Source organism: Streptomyces sp. NPDC030296, assembly GCF_055572815.1.
Map to the genome: position 1 here is coordinate 812,631 of NZ_JBVICQ010000001.1, position 21,237 is coordinate 833,867.

The following is a 21,237-nucleotide window of genomic DNA, read 5'->3' on the forward strand; positions in this document are numbered from 1 at the left end:
AGGGTTTTTCCGTCCCCGGGGCGTTCCTTGTGGGTGCGCCCCGGGGACGGATTCGCGGGGACCGGGGGGTAGGGGTCCCGCGAGGGGGTCAGGACGGTTTGCCGTCCCGGGCCTTGTCGAGCTCGTCGAGCTTGTGGCCGATGACTTCCGCCATTCCGGCGGCGTGCGCCGGAAGGCACATCTCGTGGTGGGTGCTGGGGACGTCGTACGCCGTCAGCTCGCCGTCGACGTACGGTGCCCACTGGTCCGTGTAGGGCGCCTCGGGGTTCAGCGTCGCGTTGAAGAAGAGCACGTCGCCCGTGAAGACCGGCGGTGTGAAGTCCTTCAGCAGTTCGACGTGGTGGACCACGAACTCCGACGAGGTCTCCAGGAGGCTTTCCTGGTCCGTTCCGCCGGCGTTCCCGCCGAACTCTCCGACGAATGCGCCGAGGAGGGTGCGCACATGGGCCAGTTCGAGTTCCGGATCCTTCGCGAAGTGGCCGCTCGGTGCCGCGTCGAGCAGACCGAGGAGGGCGACTTCGTGGCCCCTGCGCTGGAGTTCCGCGGCCATCGCGTGGACGACCGCCCCGCCGAAGGACCAGCCGATCAGATGGAACGGTCCCTCGGGCTGAATCGAGAGTATCTCCGTGACGTAATCCGTCACCAGGGATTCCAGCGAATTCGGCAGGGAATGCGACGGCGAACCCTGCTCCGGGGAATTCCCGGCCGCCCGGTCCCGCACGGCGGACCACGCGGGCGACTGGATGCCGTACGCGGGCCGGTCGGCGGGCAGGTGCCCGGCGAAGGACAGATAGGGCCAGGCGAGACCGCCGGTGAGGTGCACGAACCACAGGGGTTCGCGCTCCCCGCCGGGCTTGATGGTCAGGACACGGGCGAACGGGTCGGTGTTCTCCCCCACCGCCTGCGTGCCGTGCGCGGCGAGCCCGGCCACCGTGGGCGCCTGGAACACCGCCCGCATGGGCAGCGACCAGCCGAGTTCCCGGCGGACGCGGCTGACGAGCCGGGCCGCGAGGAGGGAGTGACCGCCCAGGGAGAAGAAGTCGTCGTCGATGCCGACCTTCTCCAGGCCGAGGACCTCCGCGAAGAGGGCCGCCAGGGCCTCCTCCCGGCCGGTGCGCGGCGCCCGGTACGCCTCGCCGGTGAACTCGGGCTCGGGCAGCGCCCGGTGGTCGAGCTTGCCGTTCGGGGCGAGCGGCAGCCGGTCCAGGTGCACGAACGCGGAGGGGACCATGAACTCCGGGAGCCGCCCGGCGGTGTGGGCCCGCAGCTCGTCGGTGTCGAGGTCGGCGCCGGGCACCACGTAGGCGACGAGCCGCCGGCTGTTCCCGTGAGGCCTCGCGACGACCACGGCCCGGTCGACGGCCGGGTGGGCCGTCAGGGCCGCCTCCACCTCGCCGGGTTCGACGCGGAAGCCGCGCACCTTGACCTGGACGTCGCCGCGGCCGGCGTACTCCAGCTGCCCGTCGGTGTTCCAGCGGGCGAGGTCGCCCGTGCGGTACATGCGGGAGCCGGGCGGGCCGAACGGGTCGGCGACGAACCGGTCCGCGGTCAGCTCGGGGCGTCCCCGGTAGCCGCGTCCGACGTTCCCCGCGACGTACAGCTCCCCCACCGCACCCGGCGGTACCGGGGTGAGCCCCGGACCGAGGACGTACGCCCGCATGTTGGCGAGCGGGGCGCCGATCGGGGCGCTGCCCGTGGCGTCGCCCACCTCGGCGAGGGTGGCGTAGAAGCTCTCCGTCTGGCCGTACGCGTTGATCACGCGCACGTCGGGGAAGACCTCCCGGACCCGGCGTACGAGCCCGGAGGGCAGGCCCTCGCCCGCGAAGACCAGGGTGTCGACGGTGGTGGTGCCGGCGAGCTGGTCGACGAGTTCGGCGAAGACGGACGGGACGGTGCTGATGACGGAGCCCTGCCAGCGGTCCCGCTCCCCCAGGGCGAGCACGTCGCGGACGATCTCGACGGTGCCGCCGTGGGCGAGGGTGGTGAACAGCTCGAACACCGAGACGTCGAAGTTGACGGAGGTGCCCGCGAGCATCCGGCGGCCGGGGGCGATGCCCACCGGACCGGCCAGCCTCAGCACGCCGTTGACCACGTTGGAGTGCGTGATCGCGACGCCCTTCGGGGTGCCCGTGGAACCGGAGGTGTACATCACGTACGCGAGGTTCTCCGGGTGGACCGGGCGGCCGAGGTCGGTGTCGTCGGCCGGGAGGACCAGCTCGTCGACGTACAGCTTCGGCACGGTCGTCGGGGGCAGCACGCGGACCGTCCCCGAGTCGGTGAGGACCAGCTGGGGCCGGGCCTCGCCGAGGATGTACTCCAGGCGGTGGCTCGGGTACTTCGGGTCGATCGGCAGATAGGCGCCGCCCGCCTTCAGGACCGCCAGCAGGGCCACCGCCAGGCCCTCCGTGCGGGGCAGGGCCACCGCGACCACGCTCTCCGGGCCGACGCCGTGGGCGACGAGCTCCCGGGCGAGCCGGTTGGCCGCCGCGTTCAGCCCCGCGTACGTCAGCGTCGTGTCGCCGTACTCCACGGCCGGCGCGTCCGGGGTGGCCGCGACCTGCCGCTCGACGAGTCCGGCGACGGTCAGCGCCGGGGTGTTCGCCTGGGTGCCGCTCAGTTCCGCGAGCCGCTCGTGCTCGGCCGGTTCGAGGAGGTCGACGCGGCCCACCGGGACCGACGGGTCGGCTGCCATCTGCCGCAAAACCCGCACGAGCCGCCCGCCGAGCGCCTCGACGGTCACCCGGTCGAAGACGCCCTGCTGGTACTGGAGCACCAGCTGGAGGTGCGGGTCGGCGGCCGCCATCACCGTCAGCGGGTAGTGCGTGCCGGAGAAGGGGCGGATGCCGGTGAAGGCGATCCCGGCGGCGCTGTTGGCGGAGTCGATGCCCTCCTTGTCCACCGGGAACGACTCGAAGACCACGAGGGTGTCGAAGAGGGTGCTCAGCCCGGTCGTCCGGTGGATCTCGCTCAGCCCGTGGTGATGGTGGTCGAGGAGCGCGGCCTGGCGCCGCTGGAGCCCGGTGAGCAGGTCGGCGAGGGTGTCGCCGGGGCCGTACTCGACGCGGACGGGCAGCGTGTTGATGAAGAGTCCGACCATCGAGTCCACGTCGGTCACCGTCGGCGGCCGCCCGGAGACGGTCGCGCCGAACACGACGTCCGAGCGGTTCGTCAGCCGGCCGAGGACGACCGCCCACGCGCCCTGCACGAGCGTGTTGACGGTGATGCCGAGTTCGGAGGCGCGGCGGTTGAGGGCGCGGGCCTCGTCGAGCGGCAGCCGTACGTCGAGCTGGCCGACACCGGGGTCACCGCCGTCCGTGGCCGTGTCCGTCTCCGTGTCGCCGGCCGGGACGGGGGGTGCGAGGAGGGTGGGTTCCTCCACGCCCGCCAGTTCCGCCGCCCAGGCGCGGGCCGTCTCCGCCTCGTCCTGGCGGGACAGCCAGGTGAGGAAGTCCTTGAAGCCGCGGGTGCGGGGCAGGACGGCCGGGTCGCCGGCGGAGCCGTACAGGTGGAGCAGGTCCTGCATGAGGATCGGGAAGGACCAGCCGTCGAAGAGCACGTGGTGGGCGGTGAGGACCAGTTCGGAGCGGTCGTCGGTCATCCGGACGAGGGACAGCCGCAGCAGCGGCGGGGCCGCCGGGTCGAAGTGGGCGGTGTGGTCCTCGGCGAGGAACCGCTCGAACGCCTCCTCCCGCTCCTGCTCCGGGAGTGCGCGCAGGTCGACCTCCCGCCAGGGGAGGCGGACGCCGTCCACGACGGCCTGGACCTGCCGCCCCGCCGAGTCCGTCACGAACGCGACCCGGAGGTTCGGATAGCGGTCGAGTACGGCCTGGCCCGCGGCCCGCATGCGCCCCGGGTCGATCCGGCCGGACACATGGAACGCGATCTGCATCTGGTACGCGTCGTGCGCCGCGTCGTCGTCCAGGAGGGACTGGAAGAGCAGGCCCGACTGGAGCGCGGTGAGCGGCCAGACGTCGGTGAGACCGGGGTACGTCTCCTCCCACTGTTCGATGTCCCGCTGGGTCACCTCGACGAGGGGCAGGTCGGAGGGGGTGAGCCCGCCGGCCTTCGGGTCCTCGGTGACATGGGTGGTGATCGCCTTCAGGGCGTCCGCCCAGAGGGACATCAGGTCCTCGACCTCGGTGCGGGTGAGGACGCCGGCCGGGAAGCCGACGGAGGCGTCCAGCTGGGCGCCGAGGTCGGTGTCGATGACCGCCGAGTTGATCTCGACGGTGGTCATGGCGGGCATCCCGCCCAGGTCCGGGGAGAGGGCCACGTCGGGGAGCTGGGTCCAGCCGAGGTCGCGGAGTTCCTCCGGCATGTCGGCGGAGGAGAAGCGGCCGAGGTAGTTGAACCCGATCTGCCCGGCGGCGCCGAGAGCGCCGAGGCCGGCCGCGGTGCCCTCGTTCAGGTAGCGGAGCAAGCCGTAGCCCAGGCCCTTGTCCGGGATCGCGAGGAGTTGCTCCTTGACGGACTTCACCACCGCGCCCGTCGTGGCGCCGCCCTCGAACGCCTCGTCCACGTCGAAGCCCGTCGTGTCCAGGCGGACCGGGTACATGCTGGTGAACCAGCCGATCGTGGAGGACAGGTCGGCGCCGGGGACGACGTCCTGTTCGCGGCCGTGGCCTTCGAGGCGGACCAGGGTCGACGGCTCCTCCACTCCCCTGCCGCGGCGCCACTTGGTCACCGCGAGGGCGAGGGCCGCGAGGAGGGCGTCGTTGACGCCGCCGTGGAAGGCCGCCGGGACCTTCGTCAGGAGGGCCTCGGTGGCCTCCACGGGGAGGCGCAGCGAGACGTGGTCCATGGTGGAGCGGGTGTCGGCGGCCGGGTCCAGCGGGCGGGAGCCCAGCAGGGGGTCGGGGCCGTCGAGGATGCCCCGCCACAGCTCCAGTTCGGCCGAGCGCTCCGGGGAGCCGGCCTCCTCGATCAGGGCGTGCGTCCAGCGGCGTACGGACGTGCCGACCGGCGGGAGTTCCGCCGTGCCGCTCTCCTTCAGCTGCTTCCACGCCTCGGCGAGGTCGGGGAGCAGGATGCGCCAGGAGACGCCGTCGACCACCAGGTGGTGCAGGGCGATGAGGAGGCGGCCGGGAATCGCCGGGTCGGCCGGGTCGAACCACACGAACTGGGCCATCACCCCGGCCGCCGGGTCCAGTCGGCCGGTGGCCGCGTCGAGTTCGGCGGCGGCCGTGCGCAGCCAGGTCTCGTCCCAGGTCCCGTCGCAGGCGACGCGCCGGATCAGTGAGGCGGTGTCGGTGGAGCCCGCCGGGGTGACCTCCAGGCTCGCGCCGGTCAGCCGGGACCGGAGCAGGTCGTGGCGGTCGAACACGGCGTCGAGTGTGGCGATGAGGCCGGACCGGTCGATGCCGAGGGGCAGTTCCAGCGGGAGGGACATCGAGAAGCGGTCGAAGTCGCCGCCGAGTTCCAGCATGTACTGGGCGATCGGCAGCAGCGGCAGGGTGCCCGTGCCACCACCCTCGAACTCCTCCAGGAGCACGGCGGTGCCGGTGGTGCGGGCCACGCGGGCGAGTTCGGCGACCGTGCGGTGCTCGAAGATCTCACGCGGGCTGACCTCGACGCCCTGGGCGCGGGCCCGGGTGACGACCTGGATGGAGCGGATGGAGTCACCGCCGACGGCGAAGAAGTCGTCGTCGATGCCGACGCGGCCGTGGCCGAGGACGTCGGCGTACACGGCGGCGAGGATCTCCTCCTCCGGGGTGCGGGGCGCCCGGTACTCCCCGCCGCTGAACTCCGGTTCGGGCAGCGCCTTGGTGTCGAGCTTGCCGTTCGGGGCGAGCGGCAGCCGGTCGATGACGACGAAGGCGGCCGGGACCATGAACTCGGGGAGCCGGTCGGAGACGAAGGAGCGCAGGTCGCGTGAGGTGAGTCCGGCGGTGAGGTCGAAGTCGGTGCCGCCGAGCTGTCCGGCGCCGTCACCGCCCGTGCCCGCGTCGGCCGGGACCACGTATCCGACGAGCTGCTTGGTCCTGCCGTGCTCGCGGACCACGACCGCCGCCCGGGCGACGCCGGGGTGCGCGGTGATCGCGGCCTCGACCTCGCCGGGCTCGATGCGGAAGCCCCGCACCTTGACCTGGGAGTCGGCGCGTCCCGCGTACTCCAGCTGCCCGTCGGCGTTCCACCGGGCGAGGTCGCCCGTGCGGTACATGCGGGAGCCGGGCGGGCCGAACGGGTCGGCGACGAACCGCTCGGCGGTCAGGTCGGGCCGGCCGCGGTAGCCGCGGCTGACGTCACCGGCGATGTACAGCTCGCCGACCACACCCACGGGGGCCGGGGTGAAGCCGGGGCCGAGGACGTAGGCCCGCATGTTGCCGAGCGGGGTGCCGATGGGGGCGCTGCCGGTGCCGCCGGACGCTCCCATGCCGTTCGCGGTGTGGGTGGTGGCGTAGAAGGACTCGGTCTGGCCGTAGGCGTTGACGACGCGGACGCCCGGGATCTGCTCCCGCATCCGCTCCACCAGGGCGGTGGGCAGGGCCTCGCCGGCGAAGACGACCGTCTCGACGGTGAGGCGGCCGGCGAGCTGGTCGAGCAGCTCGGTGAAGGCCGACGGCACGGTGGAGATCATCGTGCCGTTCCAGCTGTCGCGTTCGCCGAGGACGAGGACGTCCCGGACGATCTCGGCGCTGCCGCCGACGCTGAGCGTGGTGAACAGCTCGAACACCGACACGTCGAAGTTGATCGAGGTGCCCGCGAGGATCCGCGAGCCCTTCTTGACGCCGACCCTCGGGATCAGCCGCAGGACGCCGTTGACGATGTTGTGGTGGCTGAGGGACACGCCCTTCGGCACACCCGTCGAGCCCGAGGTGTACATGACGTACGCCAGGTTCTGCGGGTGGGCGGTGACCGGCAGGTTGTCCGGGGAGCGGTCGGTGAGGTCGAGCCGGTCCGCGTACAGCTTCGGGAGCTCCGTGTCGGGGAGCACCGGGGCCGTCTCGGTGTCCGTGAGGACTAGGGCCGGGGCCGCCTCGGTGAGGATGTGGTCCAGGCGGTGGCTCGGGTACTTGGGGTCGATCGGCAGGTAGGCGCCGCCCGACTTGAGGACGGCGAGCAGGGCGACCGCGAGGTCGGCGGTGCGCGGCAGGGACACCGCGACCAGGGTCTCGGGGCCGACGCCGTGGGCGACCAGTTCGCGGGCGAGCCGGTTGGCGCGGGCGTTCAGCTCCCAGTAGGCGAGCGTGGTGTCGCCGGAGACGATCGCGACCGCGTCCGGGGTGGCGGCGACCTGCTTCTCGACGAGTTCGGCGACCGTGAGGTGCGGGGTCGGCTCGGCGGTGTCGTTGAAGCGGCGCAGCACCTGGTCGCGTTCGGCGTCGTCGAGGAGGTCGACGGTGCCGACGCGGGCCGCCGGGTCGGCGACGAGCTGGCGCAGCACCCGCACGAACCGGTCGGCGACACGCTCGGCCGTCTCCCGGTCGAACAGGTCGGTGGCGTACTCCAGCAGGCCCTCGACCTCGCGTCCGTCCGGGCCCGTCACCTCGGTGAGGTTGAAGAACAGGTCGAACTTGGCGGTCCCGGTGGGCGTCGGCACGTACGCGACGTCCAGGCCCGGCAGGTCGAAGTCGGCCTGCGCGAAGTTCTGCCAGGCGAACATGACCTGGAACAGCGGGTGGTAGGCCGTGGACCGCTCGGGGTTGAGCAGTTCCACCAGGCGCTCGAAGGGCGCGTCCTGGTTGGCGTACGCGGCAAGGGCCTTGTCGCGGACCTGGGCGATCAGCTGCTCGAAGGTGGGGTTGGCGAACAGTTCGGCGCGCAGCACCCAGGTGTTGACGAAGAACCCGACCAGGTCGGCGAGGGCCTCGTCGGTGCGGCCGGCGATCGGGGAGCCGATCGGGATGTCGTCGCCGCCGCCGAGCTGGTGCAGCAGTACGGCGAGGACGGACTGCATGACCATGGACACGGTCACGTCGTGCTCGCGGGCCAGCTTCTCCACGGCGACCAGGAGGTCGTCGTCGAGGCGGAAGTCGAGCATCTCGCCCCGGTAGCTCGCCTTCGGCGGGCGCGGCCGGTCCACGGGCAGCCTGAGCGGCTGCGGTACGGCGGCCAGTTCGCGCCGCCAGTACGAGGACTGCGCGGCGAGCACGCTGTCCGGGTCGGTGGCGTCGCCGAGCAGGTCCCGCTGCCAGAGGGTGTAGTCGGCGTACTGCACGGGCAGTTCGGCGAACTCGGGCGCGAGGCCCTCGCGGCGGGCCGCGTAGGCGGTGGAGATGTCCCGGATCAGCGGGGCCATGGACTCGCCGTCGCTGGCGATGTGGTGGATGAGCAGGGTCAGGAGGTGCTCGCCCGGTCCGACGCGCAGGATGCCGGCCTTGACGGGGATGCCGTGGGCGAGGTCGAAGTGGTGCCGGGCCGCGCGGGCGACCGCGTCCGCCACGTCGTCCGCCGCCACCTCGACGACCGGGACGGGCAGGCTGTACTGCCCCGGCTCCAGGACGACCTGGTAGGCGGTTCCGTCGGTGTCCTCGGCGTACACGGTGCGCAGGCTCTCGTGGCGGGCCACGACGTCCCGGATCGCCTCGGCGAGCGCCTCGGTGTCCAGGTCGCCGGTCAGCCGCAGCGCCATCGGGATGTTGTACGTCGCCGAGGGGCCCTCGAACCGGTCGATGAACCACAGCCGGCGCTGCGCGAACGACAGCGGCAGCTTCTCGGGGCGGGTGCGCAGGCGCCGCAGCGGGGTGCGGACGGTGTCGCCGGAGGACAGCTGGGCCGTCAGCTCGGCGACCGTGGGCGAGCCGAAGACCACCTTGATCGGGATCTCCACGCCCAGTTCGGTGCGGATACGGCTGATCAGCCGGGTGGCGAGGAGCGAGTGGCCGCCCAGGTTGAAGAAGTTGTCGTCGATGCCGACCTCGTCCACGCCGAGGACCTCGGCGTACAGCCGGGCGAGGATCTCCTCCCGCTTGGTGCGCGGCGCCCGGTAGGGCACCCCGGCGAACTCGGGGGCGGGCAGCGCGGCCCGGTCGAGCTTGCCGTTCGGCATCAGCGGCAGCCGGTCGAGGACGACGTAGGCGGCCGGGACCATGAACTCGGGCAGCTTGCGGGCCGCGTGGGCGCCCAGCTCGTCGGCGTCCACCGCGTCGGGCGCGGTGGGCACGACGTACGCCACGAGGACCTTGCCGGCGTTGGTGCCGCGCCCGTTGCGGGCGATCACCGCCGCCTGCGTCACCTGCGGGTGGGAGGCGAGGGCGGCCTCGACCTCGCCGGGCTCGATGCGGAAGCCGCGCACCTTGACCTGGGTGTCGCCCCGGCCGAGGTACTCGATCTGTCCGTCCTCGGTCCAGCGGGCGAGGTCGCCGGTGCGGTACATCCGCGAGCCGGGCTCGCCGAACGGGTCGGCGACGAACCGGTCGGCGGTCAGGTCGGGCCGTCCGCGGTAGCCGCGGCCCAGGCTCCCGGCGACGTACAGCTCGCCGACGGCGCCCGGCGGCACGGGCGTGAGGCCCGCGCCGAGGACGTACGCCCGCATGTTGGGCAGCGGGGTGCCGACGGGCGCGCTGCCCGTGCCGTCCCACTCGGCCGCGTCGAACGTGGTCGCGTAGAAGCTCTCCGTCTGCCCGTAGGCGTTGACGACGCGGACGCCGGGGAACGCCTCGCGGACCCGGGAGACGAGCGTCGACGACAGGGCCTCGCCCGCGAAGACGACCGTGTCCATGGAGGTGCGGTCGGCGATCTGGTCGAGGAGCTCCGCGAACGCCGACGGCACCGTGCTGACGACGGCCCCGCGCCAGTGGTCGCGCTCGCCGAGGACCAGGACGTCCCGGACGATCTCCGCCGTGCCGCCGTGGACGAGCGTGGTGAACAGCTCGAACGCGGAGACGTCGAAGTTGATCGACGTACCGGCGAGAACCTTCGAGCCGGCCTGGATGCCCATGCGGGCGGCGAGCCCCAGCACGCCGTTGACGATGTTGGCGTGCGTGATGGCGACGCCCTTGGGGGTGCCGGAGGAGCCCGAGGTGTACATCACGTAGGCGAGGTTCTGCGGGTGGACCGGGCGGCCGAGGTCGCTGTCGTCGGCCGGGAGGTCGAGCTCGTCGACGTACAGCTTCGGCGTGTCGGTGTCCGGCAGCACCGCGACCGTCTCCGCGTCCGTGAGGACCAGGGTCGGGCGGGCCTCGCCGAGGATGTACTCCAGGCGGTGGCTCGGGTACTTCGGGTCGATCGGCAGATAGGCGCCGCCTGCCTTCAGGACCGCCAGCAAGGCCACCGCCAGGTCGGCAGAGCGGGGCAGGGACACGGCGACGACCGTCTCCGGGCCCACCCCGCGGTCGACGAGGAGCCGGGCGAGCCGGTTGGCGCGGGAGTTGAGCTGCTCGTACGTCGTCCGGGCACCCTCGTGGACGAGCGCGATCGAGTCCGGGGTCGCCGCGGCCTGCTTCTCGATGAGCCGGGTGACGGTCGTGTCGGGGCGGGGCGCGGTGGTGCCGCTCAGCTCCAGCAGACGCTCGTGCTCGGCCGGCTCCAGCAGGTCGACGAGACCGACCGGCAGGGCAGGGTCGTCCGCCAGCTGCCGCAGCACGAGGGCGAGGCGAGCCGCGTACGACTCGACGGCGGTCCGGTCCAGGACGTGTTGCTGGAACTGGAGGGCGAGCCGCAGGTGCGGGTCGGCGTCCGCCATCACGGTCAGCGGGTAGTGGGTGCCCGTGGAGGGGCGGATGGTGGTGAAGGCGATCCCGGCCGCCGCGTTGGCCTCGTCGAGGCCGGCCCGGTCCACCGGGTAGGACTCGAAGACGACCAGGGTGTCGAAGAGGGTGCTGAGGCCGGTGCTCTGCTGGATCTCGCTCAGACCCTGGTGGTGGTGGTCGAGCAATGCGGCCTGCCGTGCCTGGAGCGCGGTGAGGACGTCGGCGAGGGAGTCGCCGGGGGCGTACTCGACGCGGACGGGCAGCGTGTTGATGAACAGGCCCACCATCGAGTCGACGTCCGGCACCGCCGGGGGCCGCCCGGAGACGGTCGCGCCGAACACGACGTCCCGGCGTCCGGTGAGCCGGCCGAGCAGCACCGCCCAGGCGCCCTGCACCAGGGTGTTGACGGTGACGCCCAGTTCCGAGGCGCGGCGGGTGAGCCTGCGCACCTCGTCCAGGGGCAGGGGCACGTCGACGGAGCCGATGCCCTGGCTGCCGGTGGCGGGGGCGCCGCCCCGCACGAGCAGGGTGGGCTCCTCGACGCCCTCCAGTTCGCGGGCCCACGCCTGCCGGGACGCCTCGTGGTCCTGGCGGTCGAGCCAGGTGAGGAAGTCCTTGAAGCCGCGGACGCGGGGCAGGACCGAGGGGTCGCCGCCGGAGCCGTACAGGTGGAGGAGGTCCTTCATCAGATGCGGGAAGGACCAGCCGTCGAAGAGGACGTGGTTGGCGGTGAGGACCAGCTCGGAGGTCTCGCCCGTCATCCGCACCAGGGTCATGCGGAGCATCGGCGGGACCGCCGGGTCGAACGCCTGCGCGTGGTCCGCGGTGAGGAACCGCTCGAAGGACTCCTCCCGCTCCGCCTCGGGGAGGTGGGTCAGGTCGATCTCCCGCCAGGGGAGTTCGACGCCGTCCACGACGACCTGGGCCTGGCGGCCGGCGGAGTCGGTGACGAACGCGGCCCGCAGGTTCGGGTGCCGGTCCAGGACGGCCTGGCCCGCGGTGCGCATGCGCTCCGCGTCGACCTCGCCGGTGACGTGGAACGACATCTGCATCTGGTAGGCGTCCCAGGAGTCGTCGTTCAGCATCGTGTGGAACAGCAGGCCGGACTGGAGGGCCGTGAGCGGCCACACGTCGGTGAGGCCGGGGTAGGTCTCCTCCCACCGCTCGATGTCCTGCTGGGTGACGTCCACGAGGGGCAGGTCGGAGGGGGTGAGACCGCCGGCGTCCTCCTGGCCGACGTGCCGGGCGAGGGCGGTCAGGGCGGCGAACCACAGGTCCACCAGCTCCTCGACGTCCTCCTTCTCGAAGAGGGTCGCCGGGAAGCCGATGCCGGCGTCGAGCTGGGCGCCGTCCTCCGTGTCGACGACCAGGGAGTTGATCTCCAGGGACGACATGGCGGGCATGTCCTCGTCGAGGGGCGCGGAGAGCTCGCTGAGCTGGGTGAAGCCGAGGCCGCGGAGGTTCTCGGGCATGTCGGCGGAGGAGAAGCGGCCGAGGTAGTTGAAGCCGATCTGGCCGGTGGAGCCGAGCGCGTTCAGGTCGGCCGCGGTCGCCTCGTTCAAGTAGCGCAGCAAGCCGTAGCCGAGGCCCTTGTCCGGGATCGACAGGAGCTGTTCCTTGACGGCCTTCACGGCGGCTCCTGCCGCCTTGCCCCCCTTGAACGCCTCGTCCAGGTCGATGCCCGCGACGTCCAGGCGGACCGGGTACAGGCTGGTGAACCAGCCGATCGTGGAGGACAGGTCGGCGCCGGGGACCACGTCCTGTTCGCGGCCGTGGCCCTCCAGCTTGATCAGGGTGGAGGACTCGTAGACGCTCCGCGCGCGCCGCCACTTGGTGACGGCCAGGGCGAGGGCCGCGAGGAGGCCGTCGTTGACGCCGCCGTGGAAGGCGGCCGGGACCGTGGTGAGGAGGGCCTCGGTGACGTCGGCGGGGAGCTGGACGCGGACGAAGTCGAGGGAGCCGCGGGTGTCGACGGCGGGGTCCAGCGGACGGTGCGAGAGCAGCGGGTCGGGCCCGTCGAGGACACGCTTCCACAGGTCCAGCTCGGCCGTGCGCTCCGGCGAGCGGGCCTCCTCGATCAGGGCGTGCGTCCAGCGGCGTACGGACGTGCCGGTGGCCGGCAGCTCCGCACGGCCCCGCTCCTTGACCTGCTGCCAGGCGGCGGCGAGGTCGGGCAGGAGGACGCGCCAGGAGACGCCGTCGACGACCAGGTGGTGCAGGGCGATGATCAGGCGGCCGGGGGCCTCCGGGTCGGCCGGGTCGAGCCACACGAACTGGGCCATGACCCCGGCGGCCGGGTCCAGGCGGCCGGTCGCCGCGTCGAGTTCGGCGGCCACCAGCTCGTCAGCGGCCTGCGGGCCGTCGCAGGCGACGCGGCGCAGCAGCGTGCCCGCGTCCACGGTGCCCGGCGCGCCGACGATCATCCGGCGGGCCCCGGCGTCGAGCCGTGAGCGCAGGATGTCGTGGCGGTCGAGGACGGCTTCGAGGGTGGCGACCAGGCCGGCGCGGTCGATGCCGAGCGGGAGTTCGGCGAGGACGGCCATGGAGAAGCGGTCGTGGGAGCCGCCGAGTTCCAGCATGTACTCGGCGATCGGCAGGAGCGGGAACGCGCCGGTGCCGCCGCCCTCGTACTCCTCCAGGACGACGGAGGCGGTCGACTGCTCGGAGGCGACGGCGGCCAGCTCCGCGGCCGTCCGGCGCTCGAAGATCTGCCGGGGGGTGACCTCGACGCCCTGGGCGCGGGCGCGGGAGACGACCTGGATGGAGCGGATGGAGTCGCCGCCCACGGCGAAGAAGTCGTCGTCGACGCCGACGCGTTCGAGGCCGAGGACCTCGGCGTACACCTCGGCGAGGATGCGCTCGCGCTCGGTGCCGGGGGCCCGGTAGGCGCCCGCCGTGAACTCCGGCTCGGGCAGCGCCTTGCGGTCGAGCTTGCCGTTCGGGGCGAGCGGCAGGCGGTCGAGGACGACGAACGCGGACGGGACCATGAAGTCCGGGAGCCGCTGCCCCACGAAGGCCCGCAGGTCGGCGGTCTCGACGCCGGCGCGCAGGTCGGTGCTGGTGGAGTCGCTGCTGTAGGCGGGCACGACATAGCCGACGAGCTGCCTGGTGGTGCCGTGGGCGCGGGCGACGACGGCGGCCTGGGCGATGCCGGGGTGCGCGGTCAGCGCGGCCTCGACCTCGCCGGGCTCGATGCGGAAGCCGCGCACCTTGACCTGGGTGTCGCCGCGTCCGAGGTACTCCAGCTGGCCCTCGGCGTTCCAGCGGGCGAGGTCGCCCGTGCGGTACATGCGGGAGCCGGGCGGCCCGTACGGGTCGGCCACGAAGCGGTCGGCGGTCAGCTCGGCGCGGCCGTGGTAGCCGCGCGCCACGTTGCCGGCGACGTACAGCTCGCCCGCCACGCCCTGCGGCACGGGGGTGAGGCCGGGGCCGAGGACGTAGACGCGCATGTTGCCCAGCGGGGTGCCGATGGGCGCGCTGCCCTCGCCGTGCCAGCGGCGGCTCTCGTCGATGGCGAACGCGGTGGCGTAGAAGCTCTCGGTCTGGCCGTAGGCGTTGACGATCCGTACGTCGGGGAACGCCTCGCGGACCCGGGCGGCGAGCGTCGAGGAGAGCGCCTCGCCCGCGAAGACGAGGGTGTCGACGCTGGTGGTGCCCGCGATGTGGTCCATCAGCTCGGCGAAGACGGAGGGGACGGTGCTGACGAGGCTGCCGTTCCAGCCCTCGCCGCGGGCCGCGCGCTCGCCGAGGACGAGGACGTCGCGGACGAGTTCGACGGTGCCGCCGTGGGTGAGCGTCGTGAAGATCTCGAAGACCGACACGTCGAAGTTGATGGAGGTGCCCGCGAGGGTCCGTGAGTCCTTGCCCATGTCGACGCGCTCGGCGAGCTGGAGGACGCCGTTGACGATGTTGTGGTGGGAGAGGGAGACGCCCTTCGGGGTGCCCGTCGAGCCCGAGGTGTACATGACGTACGCCAGGTTGTGCGGGTGGGCGCCGGTCGCGGGGTTCCCGTCCGGCCGACCGGACAGGTCCAGCTCGTCGACGTACAGCTTCGGGGCGTCCGTCTCCGGCAGCACCGCGACCGTGTCGGAGTCGGTGAGGACCAGGTGCGGGCGGGCCTCGCCGAGGATGTACTCCAGGCGGTGACTCGGGTACTTGGGGTCGATCGGCAGATAGGCGCCGCCGGACTTCAGCACCGCGAGCAGCGCCACCACGAGGTCGAGGGAGCGCGGCAGGGACAGCGCGACGACCGACTCGGGGCCGACGCCGTGCTCGACGAGGACGTGCGCCAGCCGGTTGGCGCGGGCGTTGAGCTCGCCGTACGTCAGGGAGGTGCCCTCGTGGACGACGGCCTCGGCGTCGGGGCTGAGGGCGACCTGCTCCTCGACCAGCCGGGCCAGGGTGACCATCGGGGTCTGCTCGGCGGTGGCGTTCATCTCGACGAGGAAGCGCCGGCGTTCGGCCGGGTCCAGGGTGTCGACGGCGCCGACCGGGAGGGCCGGGTCGGCCATCAGCTGCCGCAGGACGCGGACGAAGCGGGCGCCGATGGACTCCGCCGTGGACCGGTCGAACAGGTCGAGGGCGTACTCGATGGTGCCGCGCGCGCCCTGCCCGTCGTGGTGCCGGGCGATGTTGAACTCCAGGTCGAACTTGGAGGTCTTGGTGTCGAGCTGCTCGAAGTCGAGGCGGGCTTCCAGACCGGGCAGGTCCAGCTCGGGGCGGGTGATGTTCTGCCAGGCGAACAGCACCTGGAACAGGGGGTTGTAGGCGGTGGAGCGCTCGGGGCTGAGCCGGTCCACCAGCATCTCGAAGGGGGCGTCCTGGTTGTCGTAGGCGTTCAGGGCCCGCTCGCGGACCTGCTCCAGGACGTCCTCGAAGGCGGGGTTGCCGTCCAGGCGGACCCGCAGCACCCAGGTGTTGACGAAGAAGCCGACCAGGTCGGCGAGGTCCTCGTCGCCGCGGCCCGCGATCGGGGAGCCGATCGGGATGTCGTCGCCACCGCCGAGCTGCTGGAGCAGCACCGCGAGGACGGACTGCAGGACCATCGACACGCTCAGTCCGCGCTCGGTCGCCAGTTCCTCGACCTGGGCGAGGAGTTCCGGCTCCAGCTCGAACTCGACGGTGTCGCCGCGGTGGCTGGCCACCGAGGGGCGGGTGCGGTCCAGGGGCAGCTGGAGCGGCTGCGCCAGGCCGGCCAGCTCGTCCTCCCAGTGGGCGAGCTGGCGGGAGACCAGGCTGTCGGGGTCGTTCTCGTCGCCGAGCAGCTCCCGCTGCCAGAGCGCGTAGTCGGCGTACTGGACGGGCAGTTCGGGGAACTCGGGGGCGCGGCCCTCGCGGCGGGCCCGGTAGGCGAGGCTCAGGTCCCGCAGCAGCGGGGCGCCGGACTCGCCGTCGGCGGCGATGTGGTGGAACAGCATCAGCAGGACGTGCCGGTCCGGGGCCTGCCGCAGGATGCGGGCGCGGACGGGGACCTCGGCGTACAGGTCGAAGGTGTACGAGACGGCCTCGGCGATCGCCTCGGGGAGCCGCTCGGGCTCGACGTCCACGACGGGGATGTCGGGCCGGATCTCCTCCGGCGGAAGTATTCGCTGGTAGGGGACGCCGTCCTCGTCGTAGAGGATCGTGCGCAGGCTCTCGTGGCGGCCGATCACATCGCGGATCGAGGCGGCGAGGGCGCGGGTGTCGAGCTCTCCGGTGAGGTGGAGGGCGAGGGGCACGTTGTAGGTGGCAGAGGGGCCCTCGAAGCGGTCGATGAACCAGAGCCGACGCTGGGTAAACGACAACGGGATCACTTCGGACTACTCCTTGTTCATTCTGCGCAGACGGGGCCTGCTCGGGCTGGACGCGGGGGATCCGGCGGATCCGGCGGCCGCGGGGGCAGCCGCGATGTGGTCGGCGAGCTGGGCGAGGGTGGGGCTGGAGAAGATCGTCTTGATGGACACCTCGGTACCGAGCTGCTTGCGGATGCGGCTCTTGATCCGCGTCGCCAGCAGCGAGGTCACGCCCAGGTTGAAGAAGTTGTCGTGGACGCCGATGCGTTCGGGCTCGGTGCCGAGGACGTCCGCGAACAGGTCCCGCAGGGCCTGCTGGGCCGAGGGGAGGGGACCGGAGTCGGCGGCCGCCGTCGCGCTGTCCGCCGTGCTGTCGGTGGCGCCGTCCGCCGCGGTGTCCGCCTTGCCGGCGGTCGCGGTGTCCGCCTTGCCGGCCGTCACGGTTTCCGTCGCGGCGATCGGCTCGCCCAGGTCCAGGGCGCCCACCGGGTGGGCCGGGTCGGCGGCCAGGGTGCGGAGCACGGTGTGGAGGCCGTCGGCGATCCGGTCGGCGGTGGCCTGGTCGAGCACCCCCCGCTGGTACTGGAAGGTGAGCCGCAGCCGGGGTTCGGTGTCGGCGATCAGGGTGAGCGGGTAGTTGGAGCCGCCGAGCGAGCGGGTCCCGTCGAGGGTGAGGCGGGCGGCGGCAGCGGCCTCGGCGAGCGCGGACTCGTCGGCGGGGAACGCCTGGTAGACGAGCAGCGTGTCGAAGAGGGCGCCGAGACCGGTGGCCTCGTACAGACCGCTCAGGGACTGGTGGTGGTGGTCGAGCAGCTCGGTCTGCCGGTCCTGGAGGCCGGTCAGCAGGGTGCCGAGCCCGTCCTCGGGGGCGTACCGCACCCGTACCGGCAGGGTGTTGATGAACAGCCCGACCATCGACTCGACGCCGGGCAGCCCCGGCGGCCGGCCGGAGACGGTCGCCCCGAACAGCACGTCGTCACGTCCGGTGAGCCGACCGAGGACGACGCCCCAGGCGCCCTGGACGAGGGTGTTGAGGGTGACGCCCAGCTCCCCGGCGCGCCGGACCAGCGAAGTGGCCTCCTCGTCGGTGAGGGGGACGGCCGCCGTGCCGACCTCGGAGCCGGACGCCTGGTCGCGGGCGACGGCGGTGCCGGCGAGCAGCGTCGGGCGGTCCACACCGGCGAGTTCGGCGGCCCAGGCCTCCGCCGCCTCCCGCTGATCCTGCCGGGCCAGCCACGCGAGGTGGTCGCGGAAGCCGCGCACCGGCGGCAGGGGCGCCTGGTGGCCGTGGGAGGCGTACAGGCGGAGCAGGTCCCGGGCGAGGACCGGCTCGGACCAGCCGTCGAGGAGCGCGTGGTGGAGGGTGAGGACGAGCGCGGCCTGTTCGGCGCCCAGCCGGATCAGCGTCATCCGCACAAGCGGCGGGGTGGCGAGGTCGAAGGGCACGGCCTGGTCCTCGGCGAGGAACCGCTCGAACGCCTCCTCCCGCTCCTCGGGCACCAGGGTCCGCAGGTCCAGCTCCTGCCAGGGGAGCTGGACACCCTCCACCACCAGCTGCACCAGATCGCCCTGGGTGTCCGGGGCGAAGGCGGCGCGCAGCGCGGGGTGCCGGTCGAGCAGGCCCTGCCCGGCCTCCCGCATCCGCGCGGGGTCGACCCGGCCGGAGAAGGTGAACACCGTCTGCATGCGGTACGCGTCGTAGCCGCTGTCGCTGAGCATCGACTCGAACAGCATCCCGGACTGCATCGGCGTCAGGGGCCACACGTCGGACAGGTTCGGGTGGCGCTCGCGGAAGGCGGCCAGGTCCTCGTCGCTCAGCTGGATCAGAGGGCCCGGCACATCGTCGTACGACTCGCTGGGGGTGCCCGCGTACGGGGCGAGCCGGGCCACCGTGCGGTGGGTGAGCAACTGCCGCTGGGTGATCTCCAGGCCCCGGGCGCGGGCCTCGGCGACCACCTTGACGGAGCGCAGCGAGTCACCGCCGATGGCGAGGAAGTCGTCGTCGGCGCCGACCCGCTCCAGGCCCAGCACCTGGGCGTAGACCTCGGCGAGGACCCGCTCCCGCTCGCCCTCGGGCTCCCGGTACTCCCCTCCGGTGAACACCGGCTCGGGCAGCGCCTTGCGGTCGAGCTTGCCGTTCGGCGACAGCGGAAGCGTGTCGAGGAACATGAAGGACGCCGGGACCATGAACTCGGGCAGCCGCTCGGCGGCCAGGGCCTTCAGCTCGTCGGCGGTGACACCGGCGCCGGGCGCCGCGCCGGCCGGGCCGCCGTCCGCGACGAGGTAGGCGACCAGCTGCCGCCCCTCGTGGGCGACGACCGCGGCCTGCCGTACGGCCGGGTGGGCGAGCAGCACGGACTCGATCTCGCCGAGTTCGATGCGCAGCCCGCGCAGCTTGACCTGGTGGTCGGTGCGCCCGAGGTACTCGACCTCGCCGTCGGCGGTCCACCGGGCGAGGTCGCCGGTGCGGTACATCCGCGTCCCGGCGGGCCCGTACGGGTCGGCGAGGAAGCGGTCGGCGGTGATCTCGGGGCGTCCCAGGTAGGCGCTCGCCAGCTGGACGCCCGCGAGGTACAGCTCGCCGGGCTCGCCGACCGCGACGGGCCGCAGCTCGGCGTCGAGGACGTACAGCCGGGTGTTCCACACCGGCTTCCCGATCGGTACGGGGCCGTCGGCGGCGGTGTCGCAGGGGTGGTACGTGACGTCGACGGCGGCCTCGGTCGGCCCGTACAGGTTGTGCAGCTCCACGCCCGGCAGCAGCCGGCCGAACTCCCGTACCGCCTCGCGGGGCAGGGCCTCGCCGGAGCAGAAGACCTGGCGCAGGCCCGTGCGGCCGGACGCGTCGGGCCCGTCGAGCCCGGCGAGGAACACCTGGAGCATCGACGGCACGAAGTGGCAGGTGGTGACGGACTCTTCACGGATGGTCCGGGCCAGATAGGCGGGGTCCTTGTGGCCGCCGGGTTCCGCGACGACGATCGCCGCGCCCTCCCGCAGCGCCCAGAAGAACTCCCACACGGACACGTCGAACCCGGACGGCGTCTTCTGGAGCACCCGGTCGGCGGCGGTGAGCGGATACTCCGCCTGCATCCACCGCAGCCGGTTGTCGATCGCCGCGTGCGGGACGACGACGCCCTTGGGGCGGCCGGTGGAGCCCGACGTGAAGATGATGTACGCCGGGTGGCCGGGTGTGACGGCCGGCGTGGGATCGGTGTCCGGCAGCCCGTCGAGAGAGGTGTCGTCGAGGGCGACGACGGTGATGCCGTCCGGCACCGGCACCCGCCCCGCGGTGTCCGCGACGACGCAGGCCGGGCCGGTGTGCTCCAGCATGTAGGCGAGCCGGTCGGCCGGGTAGTCGGGGTCCAGCGGCAGATAGGCGCCGCCCGCCTTCACCACGGCGACCAGGGTGACCAGCAGCTCCAGGGAGCGCGGCACGGCCACCGCGACCGGGGTGCCGGGGGTGACGCCGAGGGCGGCCAGATGGTGGGCGAGCCGGTTGGCGCGGGCGTTGAACTCGGCGTATGTCAGGGTCTCGGAGCCGAAGACCAGGGCCGTCGCGTCCGGGGCGCGCCGGACCTGCTCCTCGATGGGGGCGACGAGTGTGGTGACCGGCAGCTCACGGCCGGTGTCGTTGAACTCCTCCAGAACCAGGGCGCGTTCGGCGCCGACTGCCTGACGGGCCGACTCCACCTCCGCGGAGCGCTGTTGGCCGGTCAATTTCCACACCTCTTCTCTCACTGGATTTCCCGGACTCCGGGAATTGCGCGAATGCGGAACAAGAGTCCGCGAATCGCAAGGAAAAGACGGAACAAAGTGGGATCACAAAGGGGATTGCAGGTGGATTGCAACGACCCTAATCGGCCGCTTAATTGGCCAACAAGGTTGTTCAACCGACCAATTGAGCCGCTTGTACGGTGAATTCACCGGCGTGCGAGACGCCTGCCCGGGAATCGTTCGCGAGCCGTCGCAGGACGCCCGCGAGCCGGTCGGCGGTGTCCCGCGCGGCCTCGGTCCCGAACAGTCCGCGCCTGCCGCACAGCCGCAGCTCCAGCGGGCCGGGGTCGGCGCGCATGACGAGGGTCAGCGGCGGCTGCCCGTGCTGGATCGCCCGGACGCCGGTGACCGTGACCCGTCCGGCGGCGGGCACGGGGGCACCGGGGGGCGGGGCGCAGAGGTCGGCGCCGCCGAGCACGACCTCCCGGCGTCCGGCGGCGCCCGCGAGGACCACCGTCCAGGCGCCGCGTACGACGGTCTCCAGGTCGACGCCGAGCCCCAGGGCCCGCAGGGTGAGCCGGCCGGCGTCCGCCGCGGTCAGCGGGACCTCGGTCTCCTCGGCCGGCGGCTCGCCGCCCCGGGCGCGCGCGGTGCCGGGAACGGCGTACGCGCGCAGCAGGTCCCGCAGCAGGGCGCTCAGGGTGACCTCGTCGTGGTGCTGCTGCCGGGCGGTGAGCACCAGCAGATGCCGCTCCCAGGCCAGCCGGACGAGCGCGGCCCGCTCCGGCGGACCGGGGGAACCGACACTCCCCCGGTCCGCGGCGAGCACTCCGTCCAGCGCGTCGGTCCGCTCCCCGACGGTCAGCACCCCGAGGTCCAGCTCCCGCCAGAACGGCTTCCGCCCGCCCCGGTCCAGCACCCCCTTGACGGCGCCCCGCATGCGCACGGGATCCACCCACCCGGCCATGTGCACCACAAGCTGCAACGGCCCGGTGTCCGGGGCGAGGAGGAGGGTGGACGGGGCGTCCGGTGCCGAGGCCGCTTGGGAGGCCGCCACCGGGGAAGGTGCCGGGGCCTCCGGTCGGCGCGAGGCCATCGATGGCACCGCCCGCGCCGGGACCGCC

2 protein-coding genes and 1 pseudogene are annotated in these 21,237 nt (G+C 72.9%); all 3 read right to left on the reverse strand.

What is annotated here, in order from left to right; genetic code table 11:
- Nucleotides 1–88: 88 nt before the first annotated feature.
- Nucleotides 89–16,423, reverse strand: a complete 16,335-nt coding sequence (locus ACZ4Z3_RS03460) for an amino acid adenylation domain-containing protein (RefSeq protein ID WP_468499438.1) — start codon at nt 16,421–16,423, stop codon at nt 89–91.
- Between the two features lie 6 nt (nt 16,424–16,429).
- A pseudogene (locus ACZ4Z3_RS03465) lies at nt 16,430–20,116 on the reverse strand (amino acid adenylation domain-containing protein); the annotation flags it as partial.
- Between the two features lie 169 nt (nt 20,117–20,285).
- Nucleotides 20,286–21,209 carry a condensation domain-containing protein gene (locus ACZ4Z3_RS03470; protein ID WP_468499439.1) on the reverse strand — a complete coding sequence of 308 codons (924 nt, stop codon included), beginning with the start codon at nt 21,207–21,209 and terminating at the stop codon, nt 20,286–20,288.
- Nucleotides 21,210–21,237 lie beyond the last annotated feature (28 nt).